The organism is Neobacillus terrae (assembly GCF_011393025.1).
Classification (GTDB): domain Bacteria; phylum Bacillota; class Bacilli; order Bacillales; family Cytobacillaceae; genus Neobacillus_A; species Neobacillus_A terrae.
In genome coordinates, this window is record NZ_JAAOEO010000016.1 from 33,546 (window position 1) to 56,358 (window position 22,813).

At 41.9% G+C, this 22,813-nt stretch carries 22 protein-coding genes; 8 read left to right on the plus strand and 14 right to left on the minus strand.

Annotated features, from left to right (window positions below; all coding sequences use genetic code 11):
- Positions 1–42: 42 nt before the first annotated feature.
- Complete coding sequence (locus tag G8761_RS19095; RefSeq protein ID WP_166029563.1) at positions 43–867, plus strand: Cof-type HAD-IIB family hydrolase; 825 nt, start codon at positions 43–45, stop codon at positions 865–867.
- Between the two features lie 43 nt (positions 868–910).
- On the opposite strand, the gene G8761_RS19100 is transcribed toward G8761_RS19095, so the two are convergent.
- Both G8761_RS19100 and G8761_RS19105 read right to left on the minus strand, forming a co-directional pair.
- Positions 911–1,642, minus strand: a complete 732-nt coding sequence (locus G8761_RS19100; RefSeq protein WP_166029564.1) for a ZIP family metal transporter — start codon at positions 1,640–1,642, stop codon at positions 911–913.
- 96 nt (positions 1,643–1,738) lie between these two features.
- Positions 1,739–2,005 carry a phage holin gene (locus G8761_RS19105; RefSeq protein WP_166029565.1) on the minus strand — a complete coding sequence of 89 codons (267 nt, stop codon included), beginning with the start codon at positions 2,003–2,005 and terminating at the stop codon, positions 1,739–1,741.
- Between the two features lie 205 nt (positions 2,006–2,210).
- Here G8761_RS19105 and G8761_RS19110 point away from each other — a divergent pair, with 205 nt between their 5' ends.
- Positions 2,211–4,319: a transglycosylase domain-containing protein gene (locus G8761_RS19110; RefSeq protein ID WP_166029566.1), complete on the plus strand. Its 2,109-nt coding sequence runs from the start codon at positions 2,211–2,213 to the stop codon at positions 4,317–4,319.
- Between the two features lie 95 nt (positions 4,320–4,414).
- Here G8761_RS19110 and G8761_RS19115 read toward each other — a convergent pair whose 3' ends face one another.
- Both G8761_RS19115 and G8761_RS19120 read right to left on the minus strand, forming a co-directional pair.
- Complete coding sequence (locus G8761_RS19115) at positions 4,415–5,167, minus strand: Cof-type HAD-IIB family hydrolase (protein ID WP_166029567.1); 753 nt, start codon at positions 5,165–5,167, stop codon at positions 4,415–4,417.
- 500 nt (positions 5,168–5,667) lie between these two features.
- Positions 5,668–5,970 carry an iron-sulfur cluster assembly accessory protein gene (locus G8761_RS19120; RefSeq protein ID WP_166029568.1) on the minus strand — a complete coding sequence of 101 codons (303 nt, stop codon included), beginning with the start codon at positions 5,968–5,970 and terminating at the stop codon, positions 5,668–5,670.
- A 383-nt stretch (positions 5,971–6,353) separates the two neighbouring features.
- Here G8761_RS19120 and qoxA point away from each other — a divergent pair, with 383 nt between their 5' ends.
- The 4 genes from qoxA to qoxD are packed head-to-tail and all read left to right on the plus strand — an operon-like array spanning position 6,354 to position 10,245.
- Positions 6,354–7,361: a cytochrome aa3 quinol oxidase subunit II gene (gene qoxA / locus G8761_RS19125; protein ID WP_166029569.1), complete on the plus strand. Its 1,008-nt coding sequence runs from the start codon at positions 6,354–6,356 to the stop codon at positions 7,359–7,361.
- Entirely contained in the window at positions 7,361–9,352 is a 1,992-nt protein-coding gene (gene qoxB / locus G8761_RS19130) for a cytochrome aa3 quinol oxidase subunit I (protein ID WP_166029570.1), read from the plus strand. Before qoxA ends, qoxB begins: the two co-directional genes overlap by 1 nt.
- Positions 9,342–9,947, plus strand: a complete 606-nt coding sequence (gene qoxC, locus G8761_RS19135) for a cytochrome aa3 quinol oxidase subunit III (RefSeq protein ID WP_166029571.1) — start codon at positions 9,342–9,344, stop codon at positions 9,945–9,947. The genes qoxB and qoxC overlap by 11 nt, the downstream gene beginning before the upstream one ends.
- A 1-nt stretch (position 9,948) precedes the next feature.
- Positions 9,949–10,245: a cytochrome aa3 quinol oxidase subunit IV gene (qoxD, locus tag G8761_RS19140; protein ID WP_166029572.1), complete on the plus strand. Its 297-nt coding sequence runs from the start codon at positions 9,949–9,951 to the stop codon at positions 10,243–10,245.
- Positions 10,246–10,863: 618 nt separating this feature from the next.
- On the opposite strand, the gene G8761_RS19145 is transcribed toward qoxD, so the two are convergent.
- The 5 genes from G8761_RS19145 to G8761_RS19165 all read right to left on the minus strand — a co-directional run bounded on the left by G8761_RS19145 (position 10,864) and on the right by G8761_RS19165 (position 15,007).
- Positions 10,864–11,832, minus strand: coding sequence for a prohibitin family protein (locus tag G8761_RS19145; RefSeq protein WP_166029573.1), 969 nt, complete (start codon positions 11,830–11,832; stop codon positions 10,864–10,866).
- A 581-nt stretch (positions 11,833–12,413) separates the two neighbouring features.
- Positions 12,414–13,331, minus strand: a complete 918-nt coding sequence (locus G8761_RS19150; RefSeq protein WP_166029574.1) for an aminoglycoside phosphotransferase family protein — start codon at positions 13,329–13,331, stop codon at positions 12,414–12,416.
- 3 nt (positions 13,332–13,334) lie between these two features.
- The gene (locus G8761_RS19155; RefSeq protein ID WP_166029575.1) at positions 13,335–13,895 is read right to left on the minus strand and encodes a GNAT family N-acetyltransferase; all 561 of its coding nucleotides are present in this window, start codon (positions 13,893–13,895) and stop codon (positions 13,335–13,337) included.
- 208 nt (positions 13,896–14,103) lie between these two features.
- Complete coding sequence (locus tag G8761_RS19160; RefSeq protein WP_166029576.1) at positions 14,104–14,292, minus strand: hypothetical protein; 189 nt, start codon at positions 14,290–14,292, stop codon at positions 14,104–14,106.
- Positions 14,293–14,371: 79 nt separating this feature from the next.
- The gene (locus G8761_RS19165) at positions 14,372–15,007 is read right to left on the minus strand and encodes a pyridoxamine 5'-phosphate oxidase family protein (RefSeq protein WP_166029577.1); all 636 of its coding nucleotides are present in this window, start codon (positions 15,005–15,007) and stop codon (positions 14,372–14,374) included.
- A gap of 133 nt (positions 15,008–15,140) precedes the next feature.
- On the opposite strand from G8761_RS19165, the gene G8761_RS19170 reads away from it, so the two are divergent.
- Positions 15,141–15,494, plus strand: a complete 354-nt coding sequence (locus tag G8761_RS19170) for a DUF948 domain-containing protein (protein WP_166029578.1) — start codon at positions 15,141–15,143, stop codon at positions 15,492–15,494.
- Between the two features lie 214 nt (positions 15,495–15,708).
- On the opposite strand, the gene G8761_RS19175 is transcribed toward G8761_RS19170, so the two are convergent.
- The 5 genes from G8761_RS19175 to G8761_RS19195 are packed head-to-tail and all read right to left on the minus strand — an operon-like array spanning position 15,709 to position 20,985.
- The gene (locus tag G8761_RS19175; protein WP_166029579.1) at positions 15,709–16,167 is read right to left on the minus strand and encodes a (2Fe-2S)-binding protein; all 459 of its coding nucleotides are present in this window, start codon (positions 16,165–16,167) and stop codon (positions 15,709–15,711) included.
- The gene (locus tag G8761_RS19180) at positions 16,154–17,005 is read right to left on the minus strand and encodes an FAD binding domain-containing protein (protein WP_166029580.1); all 852 of its coding nucleotides are present in this window, start codon (positions 17,003–17,005) and stop codon (positions 16,154–16,156) included. Before G8761_RS19180 ends, G8761_RS19175 begins: the two co-directional genes overlap by 14 nt.
- Positions 17,002–19,323 carry a xanthine dehydrogenase family protein molybdopterin-binding subunit gene (locus G8761_RS19185; protein ID WP_166029581.1) on the minus strand — a complete coding sequence of 774 codons (2,322 nt, stop codon included), beginning with the start codon at positions 19,321–19,323 and terminating at the stop codon, positions 17,002–17,004. Before G8761_RS19185 ends, G8761_RS19180 begins: the two co-directional genes overlap by 4 nt.
- Complete coding sequence (locus G8761_RS19190; RefSeq protein WP_166029582.1) at positions 19,307–19,927, minus strand: NTP transferase domain-containing protein; 621 nt, start codon at positions 19,925–19,927, stop codon at positions 19,307–19,309. Before G8761_RS19190 ends, G8761_RS19185 begins: the two co-directional genes overlap by 17 nt.
- The gene (locus tag G8761_RS19195; protein WP_166029583.1) at positions 19,909–20,985 is read right to left on the minus strand and encodes an XdhC family protein; all 1,077 of its coding nucleotides are present in this window, start codon (positions 20,983–20,985) and stop codon (positions 19,909–19,911) included. Before G8761_RS19195 ends, G8761_RS19190 begins: the two co-directional genes overlap by 19 nt.
- Before the next feature lie 183 nt (positions 20,986–21,168).
- Here G8761_RS19195 and G8761_RS19200 point away from each other — a divergent pair, with 183 nt between their 5' ends.
- On the plus strand, positions 21,169–22,707 hold the full coding sequence (locus tag G8761_RS19200; RefSeq protein WP_166029584.1) for a multicopper oxidase family protein: 1,539 nt from the start codon (positions 21,169–21,171) through the stop codon (positions 22,705–22,707).
- The last annotated feature ends 106 nt before the right edge of the window (positions 22,708–22,813 follow it).

Consider the following 22,813-nt stretch of genomic DNA (forward strand, 5'->3'; position numbering starts at 1 on the left):
GATAGTAAAATGATAGAAAGACAGGAAAGAAGGACTTAAAAAATGACATATAAAATGGTCGTACTCGATTTAGATGATACCTTGCTCCAAGATGACCTTACGATTTCATCAAGAACGAAAGAGGCTTTATTTGCTGCACAGGAGGCAGGCGTGAAAGTCGTCCTTGCATCTGGCCGGCCTGATTTTGCAATGCACCCTATTGCAGAAGAACTAAGACTAAAGGATTTTGGGAGCTTTATTATTACTTTCAATGGAGCAAAAATTATTGACTGCAAAACCAATAAAGAGATTTTTAGCAGCATGTTAACTCCTGAAACCGCTCATAGACTTTATGATATCAGCCAGCGCGAAGGCATTCTTATTCAATCCTACTTAGGGGATGAAATTATTACGGAAACACCTAACCGTTTTACCAATATTGAGGGAGAAATTACAGGGATGAAAATTAAATTGGTGGACAGCTTTAAAGAAGCCATTAATGAATCAGTAGTAAAAGCCCTTATGCTTGCTGAACCGGAAAGACTTGCTGAAGTGGAGAAAAAGCTGCAGAAGGAGTTAGACGGAGAAATCAGCACCATGAGGTCCAAGCCTTTTTTCCTTGAATTTACGAATCTGGGAGTAACAAAAGCGACAAGCGTGGAGCACCTGATTAAAAAACTTGGAATTAAGCGTGAAGAAGTCATTGCCATGGGTGACAGCTATAATGACCTGGCCATGATTGAATTTGCTGGACTCGGTGTTGCCATGGGTAATGCGCCTGACGATATAAAAGCGAAAGCAGACTTTGTGACAGATACCAATATGAATGATGGCGTCGCCAAGATCGTAGAGAATTTTATCTTAAATAAAATAATATTCAACAACTAACTACTAGCACAAAAGGCATCGATTCTCCTCGGTGCCTTTTCTTTTATCCCATTGAGTCTAATATTAATGAAACAAATAGCCCCAAGGCGGCAAACAGTCCTGTAATGGAGCCGCCCTCCTCATAAGCTTCGGGCATCATGGTAGAGCCAATCATTGCAATAATTCCTCCCCCTGCGAACGAGGCAATGACTGCCATTAGCGTATCCGGAGCGTGATCAAGAAAAACAAATCCAGCCCATGAGCATATTGCGGATATGACTAGAACCGTAAGCCAGAGTGACAGAACCGTTTTCCTGCAAAACCCCCCTTTTAGTAAACCGGTTGTACTTGAGAGGCCCTCGGGAATATTGCTGATAAAAATAGCAATGACCAGCAGCCAGCTAATCCGGTGTGTTTCAACAAAGGTAGCACCTATCATGATGGATTCAGGTATTGCGTCTAAAACAGTACCAGCAAAAATGGCCATTCCGGATCCTTTATACCTTCTTTGACTATCAGAACGTTTCCTGTTAAGTGCCCCTCTTTTTGAAATTTGCAAGTCAAGCAATGTAAAAACCCCTGCCCCCAATAAAAACCCTAGCCCTGTTGCCTTGATCCCTCCGCTATGTACAGCTTCCCAAAGCAAATCATATGTAGCTGCACCAATAAGGACTCCTGTACCAAAAGCCATAATAAAGCCTATTATTTTCTTTTTTATAGGAAAAAACATTGCCGCCAAGGCGCCGAGCAAAACGGCAGATCCAGAAACGCCACCCCATAAAGCGGCAGTCCACATAAAACAACCTCCTTTTTTATTCAGTTTTTCCATAACGTTGAAAAAGACTCTTGTTTACTCAAAAAAAAAACAGGCAATCCTGCCTGTTATCAAAAATTATTTTGGCTCATGGTACTTTAAAGCCTGTTCACTATCCGAGTAACCCTTCGTTGTCGGGTCCTGAACAATTCCCAGCATAGATAAAATAACAAAAATAGCATTTACCAGTGCAAGTACCCATTCTTTTACCGATTCTGTTAATTGAAAATCGGTAACACCCATCATATGAAGACCTGTCAGCAGCAATTCTAAAACAATCATCAGCTGGGAAATAAAACCGATTACCCATCCTCTGTTCTTCAACCGGACCTTCCAGTTAATCATCCTTATCCCCCCGGTGTTAATGGCCTTTTTATATACTATGTTTAAAAATCTTCAGGTTGTACGCACTTGTACCTTCCAATGAAATTTTTTCTACCCATAAGTAATTTAATGATACATATTGTCTTTTTTTAATAAAAATCCTTATAATATAACGCAGAAACATTTTGTATCATTCCGCACTTGCGGTAAAAGTCAGGAGATTCCTATGAGTAAATTAGAATTTATAAAAGATGCCGCTATTCGATTTTGGAAAAGAAGGCATCTGACGCAAATATTACTGCTTATTTTGCTTACAGTTATACTGTTAACCATTCTTTATTTTGCATGGCTCGCAAGCAGGACCAATGTCGAGTCGCTTAAGGAAGGTCTTAGCCAGTCCACAACCATATACGATAAAGATGGTGATGTGGCAAGTGAGCTTCAGCCAAACCGTCTGAAAGGAATTTCCCTTCAGGATGTTCCCAAGTATGTTCCGGAAGCGGTCGTCTCCATTGAAGATGAACGTTTCTATCAGCATGGCGGTTTTGATATTAGAGGAATTGCACGTGCCTTCTTTGGCAACCTTTTAGCTGGTGGAGTAACTGGAGGCGGAAGTACCTTAACTCAGCAGCTTACGAAAAACGCCCTTCTTTCCCCAGAAAGAACTTATAAACGGAAAGCTGAAGAATTATTCCTTGCCGTAAAGCTGGAAAAGGTTTATACAAAGGATGAAATTTTGCAGATGTATTTGAACCAGGTCTATTTTGGTTCAGGTGCCTGGGGAATTGGGCAGGCGTCTCAAAAATATTTCGCAAAGGATATACGGGATATTTCAATAAGTGAAGCGGCTCTGCTGGCTGGCCTTGTACAGGCGCCAACCGCCCTTGATCCTTATAATCATTACGACAGGGCGATGAAGCGGCGAAATGTTGTACTTGGAAAAATGAAAGAACTTGGTTATATTAGCTCCGCTCAATATAAAAGGGCAATAAATGAAAAAATCCGCCTGCGTGATGGTGGCGGAACAAAAGCGGAAAGAAATTACCCTTATTATTTGGATGCTGTTTTGGATGAGGCCATCAATAAATACGGACTTACCCAGGAAGAAATTTTTACAAGGGGTTTTAAGATTTATACCGAAATGGACCAAAATCTTCAAGCCGGACTTGAAAAGGTTTATAGCCGTCGCAATTTATTCCCCCGCGGACCTAATGGGGCGCTTGTTCAAAGTGGTTCCGTACTGATGGATCCAGCAACAGGAGGAGTACGTGCCGAAGTGGGCGGCCGTGGCGAACATGTTTTCAGGGGCTTTAATAGAGCTACTCATTTAAAAGCACAGCCAGGATCAACCATGAAGCCGCTAGCCGTTTATACACCTGCTCTGGAGGCAGGCTATGATGCGACATCCATGCTTCAGGATAAATCAATGTCCTTTGGCAACTACAAGCCAGAGAACTTCTCGAGGACTTATTCCGGCGAAGTGCCAATGTACAAGGCGGTTGAAGAATCACTAAATATCCCTGCTGTTTGGCTATTAAATAAGATCGGCCTAAATAAGGGAATTGAGTCAGTAGAAAAATTCGGAATTCCTGTTAAAAAAGTAGATAAAAACCTGGCTCTTGCGCTTGGCGGTATGTACAATGGCGTGTCTCCCCTTCAAATGGCAAATGCCTTCTCGGCTTTTCCAAATGGCGGAAAACGCGAGGACAGCCATTTTATTACAAAGATTGTTGGACCAACTGGCAATATTCTTGCAGAGCATGATTCTGAGACAACGAAGGTTACTTCCAAATCAGTAGCAAACGAAATGACCTCCATGTTAATGAATGTTGTTGAAACCGGAACAGGACGAAGAGCACACATCCCTGGGTATGATATTGCCGGTAAAACAGGCTCTACCCAGCTTCCGTATAATGATATTAACGGAACAAAGGACCAATGGATGGTGGGATATACACCTAATCTTGTAGGGGCTATCTGGATTGGTTTTGACCAGACTGACCGTAATCATTACCTTCCAAATAACAGTTCAGGGAATGTTGTCCCTATTTTCAGAGCGATGATGGATGAATCACTTCCTTATATTAAAAAGGAAAAATTCGAGGTGGAATCGGTTAACACCCAGCTCGCAAATAAAGGACAAACAGCTGAGGAAGCCAGAAAGGCCTTTCAGAAAAAAGCGGATCAAATCCGTAAAGAGTTAGAGGACAATGCCGGCAAATTAGGCAAAAAACTAAAAGATGAAGCACCAAAGTGGAAACAGGAGCTTAATAGTGGGATGCAGGGACTTGGCAGAACCATTGATGATATAATCAGAAAAATCCAAGGCCAATAGAATTGTAAAAGCTGTGCGGAAATCCGCACAGCTTTTGCATTTTCCTCGCCGGCAAGGAAAGTTTCCATTAACAGCGCCGGTTGAAAATAAAACTGTTATTTTAATACCCACTTTTCAATGGCGAAGGCTACTCCATCTTCATCGTTTGTTTTTGTCACAAAATCAGCTTCAGCCTTGACTGCTTCCTGCGCATTTCCCATAGCAACCCCCAGTCCTGCTTCCTTAATCATAGCCATGTCATTTAAACTGTCACCTACTGCCATTACATGCTCGAGCCCGATGCCAAGCTTTTCGCAAACAGTCTGAAGACCCCTTGCTTTGTTTACTCCAAGTGCATTTACTTCTATATTAATAGGACTGGAATTGCTTATTTCAAACAATTCTTTGTCCTGAAGTTCTTTTAATATCAATTCCCGCACATGAACGTCCTCAATATTAAAACCAAATTTCAGCCATTCACCTGCCATAATATCCTCCGGCATACTGTCATTCCAAACCTTATCTACACCAGTGGCCCAAAACTTTGTCCCATGCTTTTGGGAAAGCTCCCACATCCACTGCACAAGGTCGGATTTTACGGAATTTCGTTCGACTAGTTCTCCGTTCTGATCCCAAATCTCACTTCCATTCACTGTTACCAAAAATGATGAAAGCTGCAGGGATTCTGCATGCTGCCTGGATGTCAAAATAGACCTACCTGTACTTAAAACAACATAAATCCCTTTTTCCTGAGCCTCTTTGATTGCTCTGCGGTTGCCTTCTGAAATCTCATCACTGCTGTTCAAAAGGGTTCCGTCCATATCAAGTGCAACTAATTTAATGTCAATCTCTTTTTGCTTATTTTCCAAGATAACGATCCCCTTTTTTCCTATTTAATAGTTATTAAATTATCCATATACAGTTTAATCAAAACATAGGACAAAAAATCTGATTCAAAAAATAAGGCTCTTTTCGTAACCTTTGTTGTTTTTAAAAGTAAAAATAGGCTCGCTTTCCGCGGCAATCCGCGAGCCTCCTCGGTCGCTAACGACCTGCTGGGTCTCGCCTGGCTTGCTTTTCCCGCAGGACTTTGAATTGTCATCGTTGAGTTAACCCACGCACGAAGGAAATGCGAATGCATTTCCGAGGAGTCTCGCCTATTTTTGCTCATAATTTCTTCGAATTAGAACAATCTCTTAGAAAAGAACCAAAAATAAAAACCGGGATTAGCCCGGTTTTTAGATTCAGATTAACTCACAAAGTGCTTAGTGGGCAGGGCTCCAGCGCCATGATTATCTGCTGAAATTCCTGTTCAGCTCGCCGCCAAGCAGCATGGGTATTCTGGAAGCTGAACCGCTTCTGCTTTTCTTTAATGGTGATGATGGTGTTCCTTTGAAGGATTGGTAATGACAAACTCCTCTTTTGGCACGTAGAAATACTGGAGCCAAACTCCGTCAAGGAATCCTTCATTTTTATCTAGAAGGATATCAATATCCTTATCCGTTTTCACAATTTCATCGTTTTCTGTCGGAGTATCTAATCTAATATCATAATGGGCGTGATCGCCATGCATATGTGTCACATATACTCGAATCATCTTTCCCTCTGCTTCTGGCTTGCCAAGCATTTCTTTTAAAACCTTTGCCGCATTTTTGTTAATTTTGCACTTCATGTCAAATCCTCCATTCGATCTTTTTCATTCCCATTATGCCATATTAAGTTGAAAAACACTAAATTATTCAATTTGTGGGTAATTTTATTATCGCGGTAAAACAAAATTACACCAAAAAGAACCTTGACATTGGCTTATGTCAAATAAAAAGACTTCTTTTTACAAAGAAATTCCACTAAAGGTTCAAAAATCCTTACTAATTTTGTCACATTTAAACCTCGCTTTTTATGTTATTATCATAAACGTAGTGTTAACTGCATACTCTCATGCGATTGTGATCACCAAGTCCGCTTGAGATTGTGAAGATTTTCACAACAATATTAGAATAATCATTCAATTCATTATTTAACAATTAATTTTTTATTTAGAGAGGAGCTGACGGAATGAAATCGAAGAAAGGGTTCTTGATTTCGTTCATGGCGCTGATTCCTATGCTGTTTCTAAGCGGCTGTGACACACACATGGTCGTATTTGAACCAAAGGGGCCTGCTGCCAGAGAAATACTTGGTTTAATTAACTGGTCGCTTGTACTTATGCTGCTGGTTGTAGTAGTCGTATTCGGCCTTTTTGGATACATTATCTGGAAATACCGCGACCGGCCGGAAAGAAAGGACTACGAGCCTCCTGAAGAGCACGGCAGTACTGCTCTTGAAATTACATGGACTGTTATTCCTATTCTTATCGTTATTGCACTTACTATTCCAACCGTTAAATCTATTTATAATTTGGAAAAAGTACCGAAGGGTTACGAAAACAAAAAACCAATTACAATTAATGTTACTTCCGCTGACTGGAAGTGGATCTTCAGTTATCCTGAACAAGGAATTGAGACAGTAAACTATGTAAATATTCCAGCTGGAACTCCTGTTAAATTCAAGCTGACTTCTGCTGGTACAATGCAATCCTTCTGGGTTCCTGCATTGGGCGGACAAAAGTACACAATGAATAAAATGGAAACTCAGCTTTATCTGACAGCTGATAAACCAGGCGAATTTTTAGGCCGTAACACTAACTTTAACGGCCGGGGCTATGCTGACATGGAATTTACAGTAGAAGCTCAATCTCCGCAAAAGTTCAAGAAATGGATAGAAGAAGTTAAGAATACTGCTCCAAAGCTTACAGAGAAAAAATATGAGAGTCTTCTTGATCCTACTCATCTTGGCAGATTGACTTTTAATGGGACACATCTTGCATGGGTTGACCATGGAAAAATGGACTCAAAAACATATCTGAACCCTGAAAAGTACCGTGTACACGGTTACCAGGGACAAATTTTTAAAGATGAAGATACAAGCAAAAACAAAAATAAAAAAGATGAAGCAATGAATATGGATGGCCATTCAATGGACGGTATGGACATGAAGGGCGAGAAAGATGGAGGTGGACATTAATGGACATTCTGCTAGGCAGTATTCAATGGAATGAAATTTTAATGGGCGGCGACCCGCTTATTGTTGGTTCCCAAATCGCCATTGGCCTTACAATGCTTGGTATTCTTGCCGGCCTGACTTTCTTTAAGAAATGGTCTTGGCTTTGGCGTGAATGGCTGACAACTGTCGACCATAAACGAATTGGTATTATGTACATTCTAGCTGGTGTACTTATGTTCTTCCGCGGCGGTATGGACGGAATCTTAATGAAGGTCCAGACTTTGACACCGGAAGAGAAATTTTTAAATGCACAGCACTATAATGAAATTTTCACCACTCACGGTGTTATCATGATTCTTTTCATGGCAATGCCATTCCTGATTGGTTTAATGAACGTTGTTATTCCGCTTCAAATCGGGGCTCGTGACGTTGCGTTTCCTCAATTGAACGCTCTAAGCTTCTGGCTGTTCTTCGTTGGGGCAATGCTGTTTAATATTTCCTTTGTTATAGGCGGATCACCTGATGCAGGATGGACAGCTTACTTCCCTCTTGCGGGCAAGGAATTCAGCCCGGGCATTGGTAATAACTATTATGCCGTTGCCATTCAGATTGCCGGTATCGGTACCCTGATGACAGGTATTAACTTTATTGTTACGATCTTAAAAATGCGTGCCAAAGGCATGACATTATTGAAAATGCCAATGTTCTCTTGGACTTCCCTAATTACGTCTATTATTATCGTAGCTGCTTTCCCTATCTTTACAGTAGCTCTTGCATTAATGACCTTTGACCGTATTTTCGGAACTCACTTCTTTACAATAAGCGGCGGCGGTATGGACATGATGTGGGTAAACTTGTTCTGGTTATGGGGACACCCTGAGGTTTATATCGTTGTTCTGCCTGCATTCGGTATGTTCTCGGAGGTTATAGCAACCTTCTCGAGAAAGTCATTGTTCGGTTATAAATCAATGGTAGGTTCCATCGTAGGTATTGCATTTTTGAGTATGCTTGTTTGGGTCCACCACTTCTTCACTATGGGTGCAGGACCAGCAGTTAACTCTATTTTCTCGATTACAACTATGATGATTGCGATTCCGACTGGTGTTAAGATGTTCAACTGGCTCTTTACCATGAGAAAAGGACGTATTCAATTTACAACTGCTATGCTTTGGGCACTTGCATTCGTTCCGAACTTTGTTATCGGCGGTGTAACAGGTGTCATGCTGGCAATGGGTGCAGCTGACTATCAGTATCATAATACTCTGTTCCTTGTTGCTCACTTCCACTATGTACTTATTCCTGGTGTCGTATTTGCGGTATTTGCAGGATTATACTACTGGTGGCCAAAAATGTTCGGCCATATGCTGAACGAAAAGCTTGGAAAGATCCATTTCTGGTTCTTTGTTATCGGCTTTAACTTAACCTTTATGCCAATGTTCTTCCTTGGTTTAAAAGGTGCAGTAAGACGTTCTTACACTTTCTCTGTCGAATCTGGTTTCGCTCCATTGTTCCTTGTTTCCGGTATTGGTGCGTTTATACTTGCGATCGGCTTTGGTGCCTTCTGCTACAACATTTACTGGAGTGCACGTTATGCAGACCGCAATATCTCAAATGACCCATGGGATGCAAGAACTTTAGAATGGGCTACAGCAACACCAGTACAGCACTACAACTTTGCAAAAGTTCCAGAAGTTAAATCTTTAGATGCTTTCTGGCACATGAAGAAAAATAAGGTAAGCCTCGATATCAGCGAGGATGAACTTGAAGAAATCCATATGCCAAGCAATTCTGGTCAGCCTATTATTATGGCATCCATTATTGGTGTAGCCGGCTTCTTCCTTGTTTTTGAATGGAAAATTGCAGCTCTTATTGCTGCTGTAGGTATTCTTGTTGGTTTGATCGTTCGTTCGTTTGATTACAACGATGGCTATCATGTCCACATCGATGAAATTAAGAAAACTGAAAGCAAATGGCGTAAGGTAACTAAAGGGGTGAATAATAATGTCGGCTAATGTGAATACTTCCCTGCCGTTAGAATATCAGACAGAGCAAAGCAGGCTGAATATTCTTGGCTTCTGGATTTTCCTTGGAGCCGAAATCGTCCTGTTCGCCACTCTGTTTGCAACGTATTCAGTTTTAAAAGCAAGATATGCTGGAGGCCCTACTCCAAATGATCTTTTTGAGATAAAAGGGATTTTGACAGAAACAATTTTACTTTTAACAAGTTCTTTCACTTGCGGTCTTGCAATCTTTGAAATGCGCCGCAACAACAGAAATGGCCTTGTTGCCTGGATGATCGTTACCCTATTGCTGGGTGCTGGCTTCGTTTTCATGGAAATCACTGAGTTTATCAATTATGTCCATGAAGGTGCTACTATGCAAACCAGCGCGTTCCTTTCAAGCTTCTTTGTATTGCTTGGAACCCATGGTCTCCACGTTAGCATGGGTATTGGCTGGGCAACAATGATTATTATCCAGCTTATAAGAAGAGGTTTAACTCCGACAACTGCCCGTAAGACCTTTATTATCGGTCTTTACTGGCACTTCCTTGATGTTGTCTGGATCTTTATTTTCACTTTCGTATACCTGGCAAGGATGGTGGGTTAATATGCATAATCACTCAAAAGGCTTTCCGTTGACTCACGTTCTTGGTTTTATTGCATCACTTGTTTTAACATTCGTTGCACTAGGAGTGGCATTGCATACTTCCCTGTCATATAAAGCAATTATCTGGATCATCGGCTCTCTAGCTGTGGTCCAGGCTCTCCTTCAGCTTTATATGTTCATGCACATGAACGAAAGCGAAGAAAACCGTGCAACAAATACCATCAATATTTACTTTGCAATTTTTATGGCAATTATACTCGTGGCAGGCTCTGTCTGGGTAATGTCATTTGGGATGTAATATATATGGGAACAGCCCGCTCAGCAATGAGCGGGCTGTTTTTGTTTTATCTTATGGCTTATAAATTTATTAAAGACAAACTGATTCATTCTTTAAGGGAAATGTCTCCAATAAGCCTACTTGAGGACAAGTCCATGTAATTTTTAAGGCTAATTGTCTTTAATACGCTTATTTTGGGCCGCAATGAAACCAAAACGTGACTTGCCTTCCCCTCTTAAGGACAAACTCTTTCATTCTTTATGGGACAATGTCTCCAATAAGCCTCCTTGAGGTCAAGTCCATGTAATTTTCAAGGCTAATTGTCTTTAATACGCTCATTTTGGACAGCAATGAAACCAAAACGTGACTCGCCTTCCCCTCTTAAGGACAAACTCATTCATTCTTTAAGGGACAATGTCTCCAATAAGACTCCTTGAGGACAAGTCTATTCAATTTTCAAGGCTAATTGTCTTTAATACGCTCATTTTGGGCAACATTGAAACCAAAACGTGTCTTGCCTTCCCTTATAGAGGACAAACTCATTCATTCTTTAAGGGACAATGTCTCCAATAAGCCTCCTTGAGGACAAGTCCATGTAATTTTCAAGAGAAAATGTCTTTAATAAATTACCCTTCAACATTATTTCTTCTCCTCCTGCTTAAACAGATCGGCAGGCATCTGGATAATGGAATTAGAACCTCCATTTACATATGGCTGGACCCCGTTCCATTTTTTAATCCAATTATCCTGGATTATTGCTGGCGTCATTGATTTTGTTAGCAATTCATTGGCCTTTGCCTGGGCTTCCGCACGGATTCTCGTCTGCTCCGCATCGGCTTGGGCGTTAACAATACCTACATTCTTTTTTCCCTCTGCCTCTATTTTGGCATTGATGGCTTCCTGTTCTTTGTTCTTTTGTTCCCGTTTTAAAAACTCCTGCCTGTTCTGCGCATCGGCAATCGCCTGAAGGGATTTAAGGGTCTCTTTGTCAGGGCGGACATCAGAAAGCGAGAAGTTTTCAATAATAATGCCATCTGGCTTCAAGCGTTTGATAATGAGTTCCTGCATCTCTTTTGTCACTTCTCCCCGCTTTTCAGCATAAACCCCAAGCACCGAATAATGAGTTGAAACCTCCTGCATGACTGTTTTAATTTGTGTTTTTAAATAACCTGCCTGGATTTCTTGATGTGTCATCCGCCGGAATTTTGTAAAGATATGCGGCAGTTTTGCCGATTCCATTTTATAGGAGTAAACCACATCTACATTGACTGACTTTCCGTCAAAAGTATTAATATTGAAGGAATCATCACTCGGGGACCCATCTGTTCGTGATTTAGTCAAATATACTGTTTCTGTTGAAACTGGATATTGGGTCACATCCTCCCAAGGCCAAATAAATTTCATTCCCTGACCAAGTACTTTTTCCTTTAGTCCTCCATTTAAGCTGTACACAACACCTTTATAGCCTGGTTCAATCTTCACAGTTAAAGTAAAAAAGCCGATGACAATAATTAAAATAATCAGGAAAGCAGCAACTACAGCAAAAATTTTTCTCTTATTGTTCTGGAATAGAGGTACAACGTTGTTTCCCCCGCGATTATTTGCCATTCTCATTCCCCCAAATTCCAAGATGTTAAAGCACCCATAAAATGGGCAGCCGCAAATATGCTTTATCATACGAAGGTTCTGGGCGAATGTTGCTTCTTCTCTTTTAATTTTCATAAAAAAATCCAGGGATCACTGATCCCGGGACTTGAAATTCCTTATAGGATTAGGCTTTTGCTGAACAAAAATATTTAACGCTTTTTCCATATCGACATCTATTTTTAAATGGTTAGGCGTCTATGGATAGTGAATATGAGGCTCAATGCCTTTTCCTGTCATTCCCTGGCCTTTATCAATCCGTAATAAGCGAGAGCATTCCATGTTCCTACCCCTATTTTATAAAGCTCTTTCCGTAAGCTTTGTCGTTTATAAATACAAAAATAGACTCGCTATCCGCGGACGATCCGGGAGCCTCCTCGTCGCATTGCGCTGTGGGGTCTCCCCTGGACCGCTTTTCCCGCTGGACGTTGAGTTTCCATCGGTGAATCGTCAACGCACGGAGAAAATGCGAATGCATTTTCGAGGATCTCGCCTATTTTTGCTTACTATTTCTTCAAATTACAACAATCTTTTAGAAAAGGACTTTATTTAAAGACTTCCAGCACAATGTGTTCTTCTAACAGAAGTTCCCGGAAAACTTCAGCTGCTCGAATGGTATCAGTGTCATGACCACTTTCGGCTGACCAGCAGGAGGATAATACAGAATGACAATATCCCCAAAGGAAAAGTCTTTTCTTATTCAGCTTTAATTCCCTTGTGAATATTTCTGCCCGGTTTCGTATTATGTTTTTTAGGTTCGTTTGAGGCCACTTGTTAAGGAAGTATTGGATAAGGTCATATTCCCTTTCTCCGATTAATCCTTTAGGATCAATAACTGTCCAGTCACCCACACTGTTTTTTAAAAGGTTAAAATGGTGGAAATCCCCGTGAAGTAAATATTCTTTTTCTGATGTTTCAATCATGTATGTAAATAAGGCAGAAGCTTGCTTTATATGCTCTGCGGATATGTTTGCAAGACCATCTTTATTCTCCCTTTCTATTCTCTTCATGGACTCTTCTCTTGATTTTATGGATGGAAGATTTGTCCCTAGTGGAACCTCTGCCCAAAGCTGGTCCAATGCCTTGGCAGCCAAAACCACTGCCACTGAATCATCCTCCAAATCGGCAAGCGGATTTCCAGGAAGAATCCTTTCTAAAAGCAAAACTCCTCTTTCCCTATTATAATCAAACAGCTCCACCATACCTCTCCCCTGAAAAAGCTGAAGTGCTTGAAGCTCGGACAAAAACTCATCCCCGGGTACACAAAGTTTTAAAACTGCTTCATGCCCACTTTGCAATACTGCAGGAGCAACATAATTATAGGACAAGGAAAAAGGTTTACCTATTGTCAGGTTCCAATGCTTTTCACAATATTGGAGAAGGCCAGGAAAAGCATCCATCCATGCTCTGCCTTTTTCACCATGAACGTTATGAAGCGTTTGTTTAAAACTTTCAGTAAGCATGACTTATACCGTTTTTGAAAAAATGCATGTGTCCCTGAGTTCGTTTCCTTCAATGGACATAGCTTCATTTTTCAATATTCCATCAAGAGTAAAGCCAGCTCTTTCCGCAACAGAACGGCTTTTGACGTTTTTAGCATCACAGCGGATTTCTAACCGCCTTGCTTTTAATTCCTTGAAGGCAAATTCGGTTATCCCTTTTACCGCTTCCGTCACATAGCCTTTTCCGCTATGACGCGTATCCACCCAGTACCCGATTTCCATTTTCGGAACTTCCCAGTTAATTCGGTGCAATCCGGAGGAGGCAATCAATTCGCCTGTTTCACCCAGGAAAACCAACAGTCTTAAATCTTCTCTTGTTAGAAACTTAACATGAGCTTCCCGGATATTTGCCTCTACATCCTGTTCTGTTTGACTAAAGTGAGCAAAGGGCATCCAAGGCTTTAATTCTTCCAAAGCTGCTTCAATCGCATCGTAAACAGCCTTTCCGTCACCAGGTTTAGGGCTTCTTATAAGTAATCTTTCAGTAGTAAACTCTGTAGAAAAATCCAATAAAATAGGTTTCAAATTGTTTCTCTCCTCTTTTGCCAATACGCGAATGTAAAAATTACTTCTATAATTGGCACTGTAATTCCTGCTTTGCACCAGTTTTTAGCACCTTACATATACAGTGACCTCAGTAAATCCAGCAGGGCACTAATCGTTAGGATCATCTTTTCCTTTTTCATCGAAAAAAAGAACCCGGCGCCAGCCGGGCAATTAAACGTTATAAAATTTATAAAGGTCCATTGGTATGATCATTTCGGATGTTGTGCAAATGCGATCCAATATAAACCCTCTCGGATTCAGAAACATGCTTTTCATTCTCAGAAGGATCTAAATGGTCAATGCCTTTGCTTTTATAAAACCAGTCAACGATAAAGCCAAAAGCAAGCAGCCCGCCTATGATTAGGATCCAGCCCATTGTCCTCACCTCTTATATGTATATTACAAATAAAAGGAAAAAAATGATACTTAAATTTCCACTTTTCTAAAAACGGTCTTTAATAAAGATCTTTTGTATATCCTAATTTTAAACCCGCGTCAATGTCTTCTGCTTTTCTTCCGCATATTTTTGCGTGGTCAGCAAGAATCTGTGCCGCCCATGGTAATGTCTCTTTATCTGGCCAGGATTCAGGTTTCCATAGTCCGCTGCGGATTGTAGCTTTTGCACATTGAATAAAACATTCTTCTACATTTACAGCGATACCGAATTTTGGACTTTTTCCATTAACAGCCATCATATCAAGGATATCCTCATCCCTTATTAATGTGGCCTTGCCATTTACCCTAAGCATTTCTCCAAAGCCAGGTATAAAAAAGATCACGCCCATATAAGGATTTTCAAGAATATTCATCATGGTATCAGCTCTTCGGTTTCCTTTTCGCTCTGGAATCACCATCTGATGATCATTTAAAATATGAACAAAGCCCGCTTGATCCCCTTTTGGAGAAACATCGGTTTTTCCAGCCTTGTCAGTAGTGGAAACCACAATAAAAGGCGACTTGGAAATAAAACTCCGGCAGTGTTCATCCAAATAGTTAATCACCTTGTTCTGTACCATTTCACTTGGTGTTCCGAGCAGTTCCCGCAGTTCTTCCTTAGAAGTTACAGCATTTTCAAATTGATATTCTCCCATAAAAATTCCCCTGTCTTTATTTTTCTTGTCTTTATCTTCTCGTAATTGGTTTATTTCTGTCAAAAACTTTTTGTTATTTATTTTAAAAAAGGGGTAAAGATTAATACCATCATACGAAGGGAGACTAGCACTTATGTGGATTGTATACTTAAGTCTTATCGTTATTGTTGCTTCCCTTGCTTATCTAGGCTGGTTTGCTTTTAAAACATTGAAGGCGGCAAAGCCGACCATCAATGCGTTGAACCATACGGTGGCAAGAGTACAGCAAAAGACAGACAGAATAAAGGATGAAACGGACAAACTGACACTGAACCAGCAGGAATTAATGGCCGATATTAATTTTAAAAAGGAAGCTGTCAACTCAGTTGTTGGTGAAGCAAAGCAGACTGCTTTTTCTGTTAAAAAACTGTTTAAGTTTAAGCCGATGGCAATAGTTGCAAGGAAACGCCGCAGCAGAAAATCAAAAATGCGTACAGCTCCGTATTAATAAGAACAGCGTAAGCACCCTGATTAGCCCCGAGGGGTTGAGCGCTGGAGCTAGACATAAAGAGGCTGTTCCTATGGGAACAGCCTCTTTTTTGTGATTTATGATAGGAAAAGTAGTAGTTTCGGAAATAGGAGTAGAAGTTTTAAGAAAAGAGGTAGAACTTCTTCTCAAAAAGGAAGAACATCAGCGTGTGGGACCAGCTGAAGCCGGTCCTTTAACTCTTCTTCCCGAGTACTTCTTTTACTGCTGCTTCAATTTCAGCATAACCCGTGCAGCGGCATATATTTGATTCAAGCCATTCTTTAATCTTTTTGTCATCAGCACCCGGATGATTATTAACAAGAGAATGGCAATTCATGATAAACCCTGGCGTACAATATCCGCATTGAAAAGCAAAATGTTCCACAAATGCTTTCTGGATAGGCGCATCATGAAGGCCTTCAACTGTGGTGATTTCTTTCCCCTGTGCCTCAACAGCGAGCATGAGGCAGGATTTCATCGGCCACCCATCGACATTCACGGTACAGGCACCGCAGTCTCCGTTTAAACATCCTGGCTTTGAACCTGTAAGTCCGAGTCTTCCTCGTAACGTATATAGAAGGGTATCGGCCGACCTGACTGTTACCTGACGATCCTCTCCATTTATTCTTAATACCAGATTATGTGTTTTCAAGCTTAAACCCTCCCTCCTGCCAGTTTAGAATTTCCTCCAATAAATTCCTTAGTGCAAAAAGGCGGTATTCTTTTGAACCTTCTACATCATCTAATATTGGAGATGGCATTGCCTTCAATGCCTCCCGGATTTTTTCCTCCCTGTTAAATTCTTTTTTGTTCAAAGCTGCTTCCACAGCAGCAGACCTGAAAGGGAAAGGACAAAGCCCGCTTAAGCCTACTCTGAGTCCGTCTTCTGCTTGTAAAGCCGCAATTGTAATCAATGGATATCCAGTTTGCCATTGCTGACGGCGTTTAATGTGGATAAAAGGTGCATTTAGCCATTTTCTTTCTGTTAACAACTGCACCAGAAATTCACCTTTTTTAAGCTGGATTTTTTCCTTAAATGCATCGCTCATTTTTTTGGCAGTTATGCCTTTGTTCCCTGCAATTATGACCGTACTGTCCACCAGCAAATATGGAAGGACTGCTTCACGATAAAAAATCGCCGCACAGATATTGCCGCCAATTGTTATTTTCCCTCTGGCAGTATGGTCTGCAACCTGGCTGGCCACACTTGTTAAAAACGGAAAAAAATTAGCTACTTCTGCTGCGGTTAAAGAAAGTGCGCTGCCCTGGACAAGAAAATCTCCAGATAAGCCGTGGGCGTGGCATTCTGGTATATTTTTTAAATCGATAACGGCTTCGCTATAAGCCATATTCAGCCTTCCCAACGTGATAAGTTCAGTTCCGCCTGAATAATAATAGGGGCTTTTCCCCTCCTGATCCAGCCTTTGAAAAAGCTCAGCTGCCTCCTGCATGGTGGTGGGTGTAAGGTAATCAAAATCAAAGGATATCACCGGAGCAGCCCCTCCCTTGTTCTCCACAACAGCTCAGGAGTAAGCGGTAAATGGTAAATAGGTACTCCAATCGCCTTTGATAAGGCATTCGCAAGCGCTGCCGGCATTCCAAGCAGCCCATGCTCTCCCACTCCTCTTGCTCCATATGGCGCATCAAGCTGCGGGGTTTCAATAAAATCAACCATGTATTCCGGCTGTTCTCCATACCTCAGGGGTCTGTAGGTTCGCAGCTGTGGATTGAGTATTCTGCCCAGTTCATCCATAACGAAGGTTTCCCTGCCGGCAAATGCGAGCCCCATGCTCATTGCTCCCATTACCTGCCCTTTTGCTGCTTTCTCATTTAACACCTTCCCAATATCAATAACCGATACGGCTCTCAGCAATTTATAGGTTAAGTCTTTACGATCAAATTCCACTTCTACTCCGTGAGCTGTAACTGTCCACTCCGGGCCTGGCTTTCCCTTTCCATTCTCAGGATCCAGATGAGTCAAACCACGCAAAATGTAATTACCCCGACCAATAATTTGTCCGCCTATAGCGTTTCCATTTGGATAGGTATAACCATAACAGATTTCTTTAAAATGAACCCCTTGCTCCGGATCATCCCGAAGGAATACCCGGCTGTCCGCAACTTCTAAATCCTCAATAGGAGCTCTTAATACACAGGCAGCAATGTCCTTTAGCTGCCGAATGACATCATCTGCTGCCTCCAAAACGGCTTTTCCGCCCATAAAGGTTCCCCGGCTGGCTACCGTCTTCCAGTGCTCCGGAGTGGTTTGTGTATCAACCTCCATCCTTACATAGATATGGTTAACATCCATTTTGAGCCGTTCAGCTAAAATTTGAGCAAGTACTGTTTTCGTTCCTGTACCGATTTCGATAACACCGGACATTAGGTTAATGGTTCCGTCCCTGTTAAAGGTTAAAATGGCTCCTGATGGTGCATTCGTATCTATAGTTGAGGTTTTCCAGCTGCAGGAAATTCCTTTTACTTTTACAATCCTGTCGTTAACGGGAACAACCTCACCCTCCTCCCATTTGATCAGTTCTTTTAATTTCGTAATACAGGCTGGGAGGTCACCGACATTGCTTTTGTTTAGCTTAACCTGGGTCGGGGTCAGGTCACCTGGCCTTATAGCATTGATTCTTCTTAATTCAAGAGGGTCCATCTTTAATTTTTCAGCAAGTAAATTCATTGTCCGTTCGATCGCAAAGGAAAGTTCCGAATGGCTAAACCCTCGAAATGGTGCGGGATAAGGATGGTTAGTATACATGCAAAAGGAGTCACACCAAACATTTTCTATTCCATATGGTCCTGTACAGTCCGTCGCACCGGCTCTCGTTAAATCAATCGCTTTGTCTGAGTAAGCTCCCCCATCCCATAAAAAAAGAATTTCCGCGGCTCTTATTTTTCCATTCCGGTCCGCTCCGAATTTAATTTTGGCATCCAGACCAATGTGGCAAGGGGAAGTGATCATATCTTCTTCTCTGCTATTCCATAACTTTACAGGCCTTCCGCCGACTGCCTTAGAAGAAAGATAGGCTAAAACCTCAAGCTGAACAGAAGCTTTCCCGCCATAAGCCCCGCCCACCAGTGGAGTATGAACTTCAATATTTCCTTCCGGCTCGTTGAAGTACTGGCTGATTAACCTTTTGGCCATGAAGGGTGCTTGTGAGGAGGTGGTAATGAGGATCCTGCCTTCGCGGGTAATTTCGGCAATCGAACACCTTGTTTCCATGGCCACATGATCAGAGGGGTTAAAAGAATACCTGCCTTCAACGGTGAACTCCACGTCTTTCCAAAAATTCGTCAGGTCTCCCTTTCTAATTTTCAGGTGTGTGGCAATATTTGTCCCCGGTACGGGATAACTATCTTCATCCTTCTTATATTTCCCAAGCTGTTCATGAACAAGGGGAGCCCCTTTTTGAAACGCTTGTGCTGGCGAGTTTACTACAGGAAGCTGTTCATACTGAATCTTTACTTTGTCAGCCGCTTTTTTTGCAAGAGCGGGCGTATCTGCTACCACGATCACTACCGGCTCGCCATGATAGCGAACCTTTCCAAAAGCAAGCGGCGGTCTGTCTTTAATGGCTTCGCCAATAAGTGGGAGCCCTTCCCCGGTCAAGACACCCCTGACACCTGGCATTTTTTTCGCCTCTGACGTATCAATTGAAATTATTTTTGCATGGCCAAACGGGCTCGTAACCATCTTCGCGTACAGCAGCTCTGTAAATTGAAAATCATGGGTATAACGCGCTGTCCCCGATACCTTATCCCAGGCTTCCTTCCTGATGACACTTTTACCGACTGTCCTCATCTCCACCCTCCTTTTTAAAAATCAAGTAATCCTTCCATGTATCAATGTCCCGAAAAGCAATGGCTGGCAATTCCACCCTAAGAACTTTCTCATGATGGCGAAGGATATTCCGAGCCCCCTGATCACCTTCCAGTGTGGCCAATCGTGAAAAGAACTTTTTTGAAAAAATAACAGGCGGCTTGCAAATACCATTGTCTGCTGCAGACACAATCCACTCCTGCCCCACTTGTTTATAAGCTGCTAATAGCTGATTCAGCATGGCAGTACTGATAAATGGCTGATCAGCCAGAAGAATCATTATCGCCTCAGCCCCTGATTTTTCTGCTTCCCGGAGACCTGCTTTAAGTGACTCGCTTTGCCCTGTTGCACCTTCTGTTATAGAGACCTTTTTCCACCGTATGTTTTTTAAAAAAGGACTCAGCCACTCATCCGTCCTTATCCCATTTGTTACCGTAAATACAAAGCTGAGTTTTGATTCTAAAGCAGTTCCGAAAGCACAGCTTCCCAATAAGCCGGGACCAAAAGGGAGATTCAGTTTGTTTCGTCCCATGCGCCTGCTTTGCCCCGCTGCAAGAAGGACCCCTATTACTCCGGAAGCGTCCACAAAGGTATATTCCTCCTTTTTTTCGGTTTATAAAGGCCCTGGAGGATTTCCGCCATAATACTTACGGCAATTTCCGCTTCATCTGCTGCTCCAATATCGAGGCCTGCTGGTGAATAGATTTCTTCAGGAATATCATTTGTACCCAGGAGTCTTCTGGTACGATCCCTCGGTCCCATCACACCGAGGTATTTCAGCTTGTTCTCCTTTAAAAGCTCCAGCCACTCCCTATCCCGCTGAAAATGATGGCTCATAATAATGACATGATCCTTGTCTTTGAAAGATATCTGGGGGTAAACCTCGTGCGGGAAACCGATTAAGAAGCTATCAGCCTCAGGAAAATGCAAGCTGCTTGCCAGTTCTTCTCTCCAATCACAAATCGTAACAGCGAACCCATTTCGTGCAGCCAGTGATACGAGGGGTCTTGCATCCTTTCCTGCCCCTATGACATACAAGCTTCGTTTCGGCTCATACAATTGCAGGTAAACGGGCAGAGAAACAGACATTACCTTCTTAGTTCCAATAACCTTTTCTTCTTCCAAATGAGTAATTTTTACTTTTTCCTTTTCCATTAACTCGAATAAGTCTGCAAAGACCTTGTTTGGCCCTTTCCACGGCCCAAATGAATTGCCATTCTCTGCGATAAACATCTGATCAAATGGTCCGTTTAGTTTTTTAACATTCAGTACGTTAATTCCCTTGTCCAAGAGGACCTTAAGAAGCCTGTAAACCTTTCTTTCGTTTTCACCAATTCTTTCAAGCAGAACATGAATAATCCCGTTGCAGCCATAGCCTTGACCCCAGGATAGATCCGACTCTTCAGCAAGGTCATATTTAAAAATTTGCGATTTACCTGTTTTAAAAACTTGCTCCGCTCTTGATTTTAGTTCCTCTTCAAGGCATCCAGGACTCAACAGTCCAACTTGCTTGCCGTCCTCCAGAAGGAGCATGCAGGAGCCTTGCTTTTTATATGCAGACCCTTCTACCTGAATGATGGTGGCAAGTACAGAATCAGATTCCACTTTTTCCAAAGCTTTATAAATGAGATGGAAGTCCTTCAAAAAAACTCCCCCCTTTTTACTTCATTCCTTCTATATTTATTAGGCAGGGCTGGTCCCTTAGACTAAGGAAATCGCTCATAATGTTTCTAAGGCATTAACTTCCTGCATAAAATTGAAAAAGAAACCCGACTTGTCTCTCAGCTATCCCTTGAAAAGACATTTTTAAATAAAGGAGCGGAAGGCATGAAACTTAAAAAATTTATCGACCCGCTTCCCATTCCACGAGTTCTAAAGCCACAAATGAAGGCCAAGGATTATACCTATTATGAAGTTGTAATGAATGAGGCAATTCACCAGTTTCACAGTGATCTTGCTCCAACAATGATTTGGGGCTATGAAGGCATCTACCCAGGGCCTACAGTTGAGGCAGAAATGGGAGAAAGGGTTTACTTCAAGTGGAAAAACCATCTGCCATCCAGGCACTTTCTGCCTTTGGACAAAACGGTTCACGGCGCACATCCCGATACTCCAGAGGTCAGAACCGTTGTCCATCTGCATGGAGGAAGGACAGAGCCTGACAGTGATGGATATCCAGACGCCTGGTTTACCAGCAGCTATAAGGAGACAGGGCCCTTATTTAGAAAAAAGATCTATGAATACAGCAATCTTCAATCATCACGCTGCCTCTGGTATCATGACCATGCCATTGGAATTACAAGACTTAATATATATGCAGGCCTGGCTGGTTTTTATCTAATTAGAGATTCCTTTGAGAAATCACTAAATCTTCCTTCGGGCCAATTTGAAATACCCTTAATGATTCAGGATAAGTCCTTCCTGGAGGATGGGGCGTTATTCTATCCTGATGTCAGCAAGGATAATCCTAGTAAAATTAAACCCTCAATCGTTCCGGAGTTTTTTGGAGACACCATTGTAGTGAACGGAAAAGTTTGGCCGTTTCTGGAGGTAGAACCGAGGTGCTATCGCTTTCGAGTTCTAAATGCTTCAAACTCACGTTTTTTTCGCCTTTACCTTGAGCCCTATCAATATATGTATCAGATAGGCACAGACAGCGGGTTTATGGAAAAGCCAATCTCCATTCAAACGATTACCTTGGCACCTGCTGAGCGGGCTGATATTATTGTAGATTTTTCAAATTCAGCAGGAAAAACCATCAATTTGAAAAACAACGCCCCTGCAGGTTTTCCATCGGGCAAGCCTCCCGAACCGGAGACTACTGGCAGTGTTATGCAATTCCGGGTTACAAAGCCCCTTTCTGAAAAGAATCACAGTGTAATTCCGCCAGTTCTAAGTAAGATTCATTGGCTCACTGAACAATCCGTGAATGATGTGCGCTATTTGGAGCTCGGTGAAACAAAGGATCAGTTTGGAAGAAAGCTCATGCTGCTGGACAATAAAAAATGGGATTCCCCTATTTCAGAGAATCCCATTGCAGGAACAGTAGAAATTTGGAACTTAATTAATACAACTCAGGATGACCATCCCATTCATCTGCACCTGGTACAATTTCAGATTCTGGATAGACGGCCGTTTGATGTAAAAAATTTCAAGAACACTGGTAAGATAAAATATACCGGAAGTCCCATTTCACCAAAGCGCCAGGAAAAAGGCTGGAAGGATGTGGCACAATCACCTCCGGGGATGGTAACAAGAATCATTGTCCCTTTTTTTCCTTATACCGGTTTATATGTATGGCATTGCCATATGCTCGAACATGAAGACTATGAAATGATGAGACCTTATCAAGTATTGCCACCTTAGAAAAACTTGGCATCCTTAAGTCATTTAGACCGAAGACCTTCGTGTTATGCCATAGCTGACGAAACCTTCCTTGTCCTGTCTGCCATGCGTTCAGAATTAATCAATA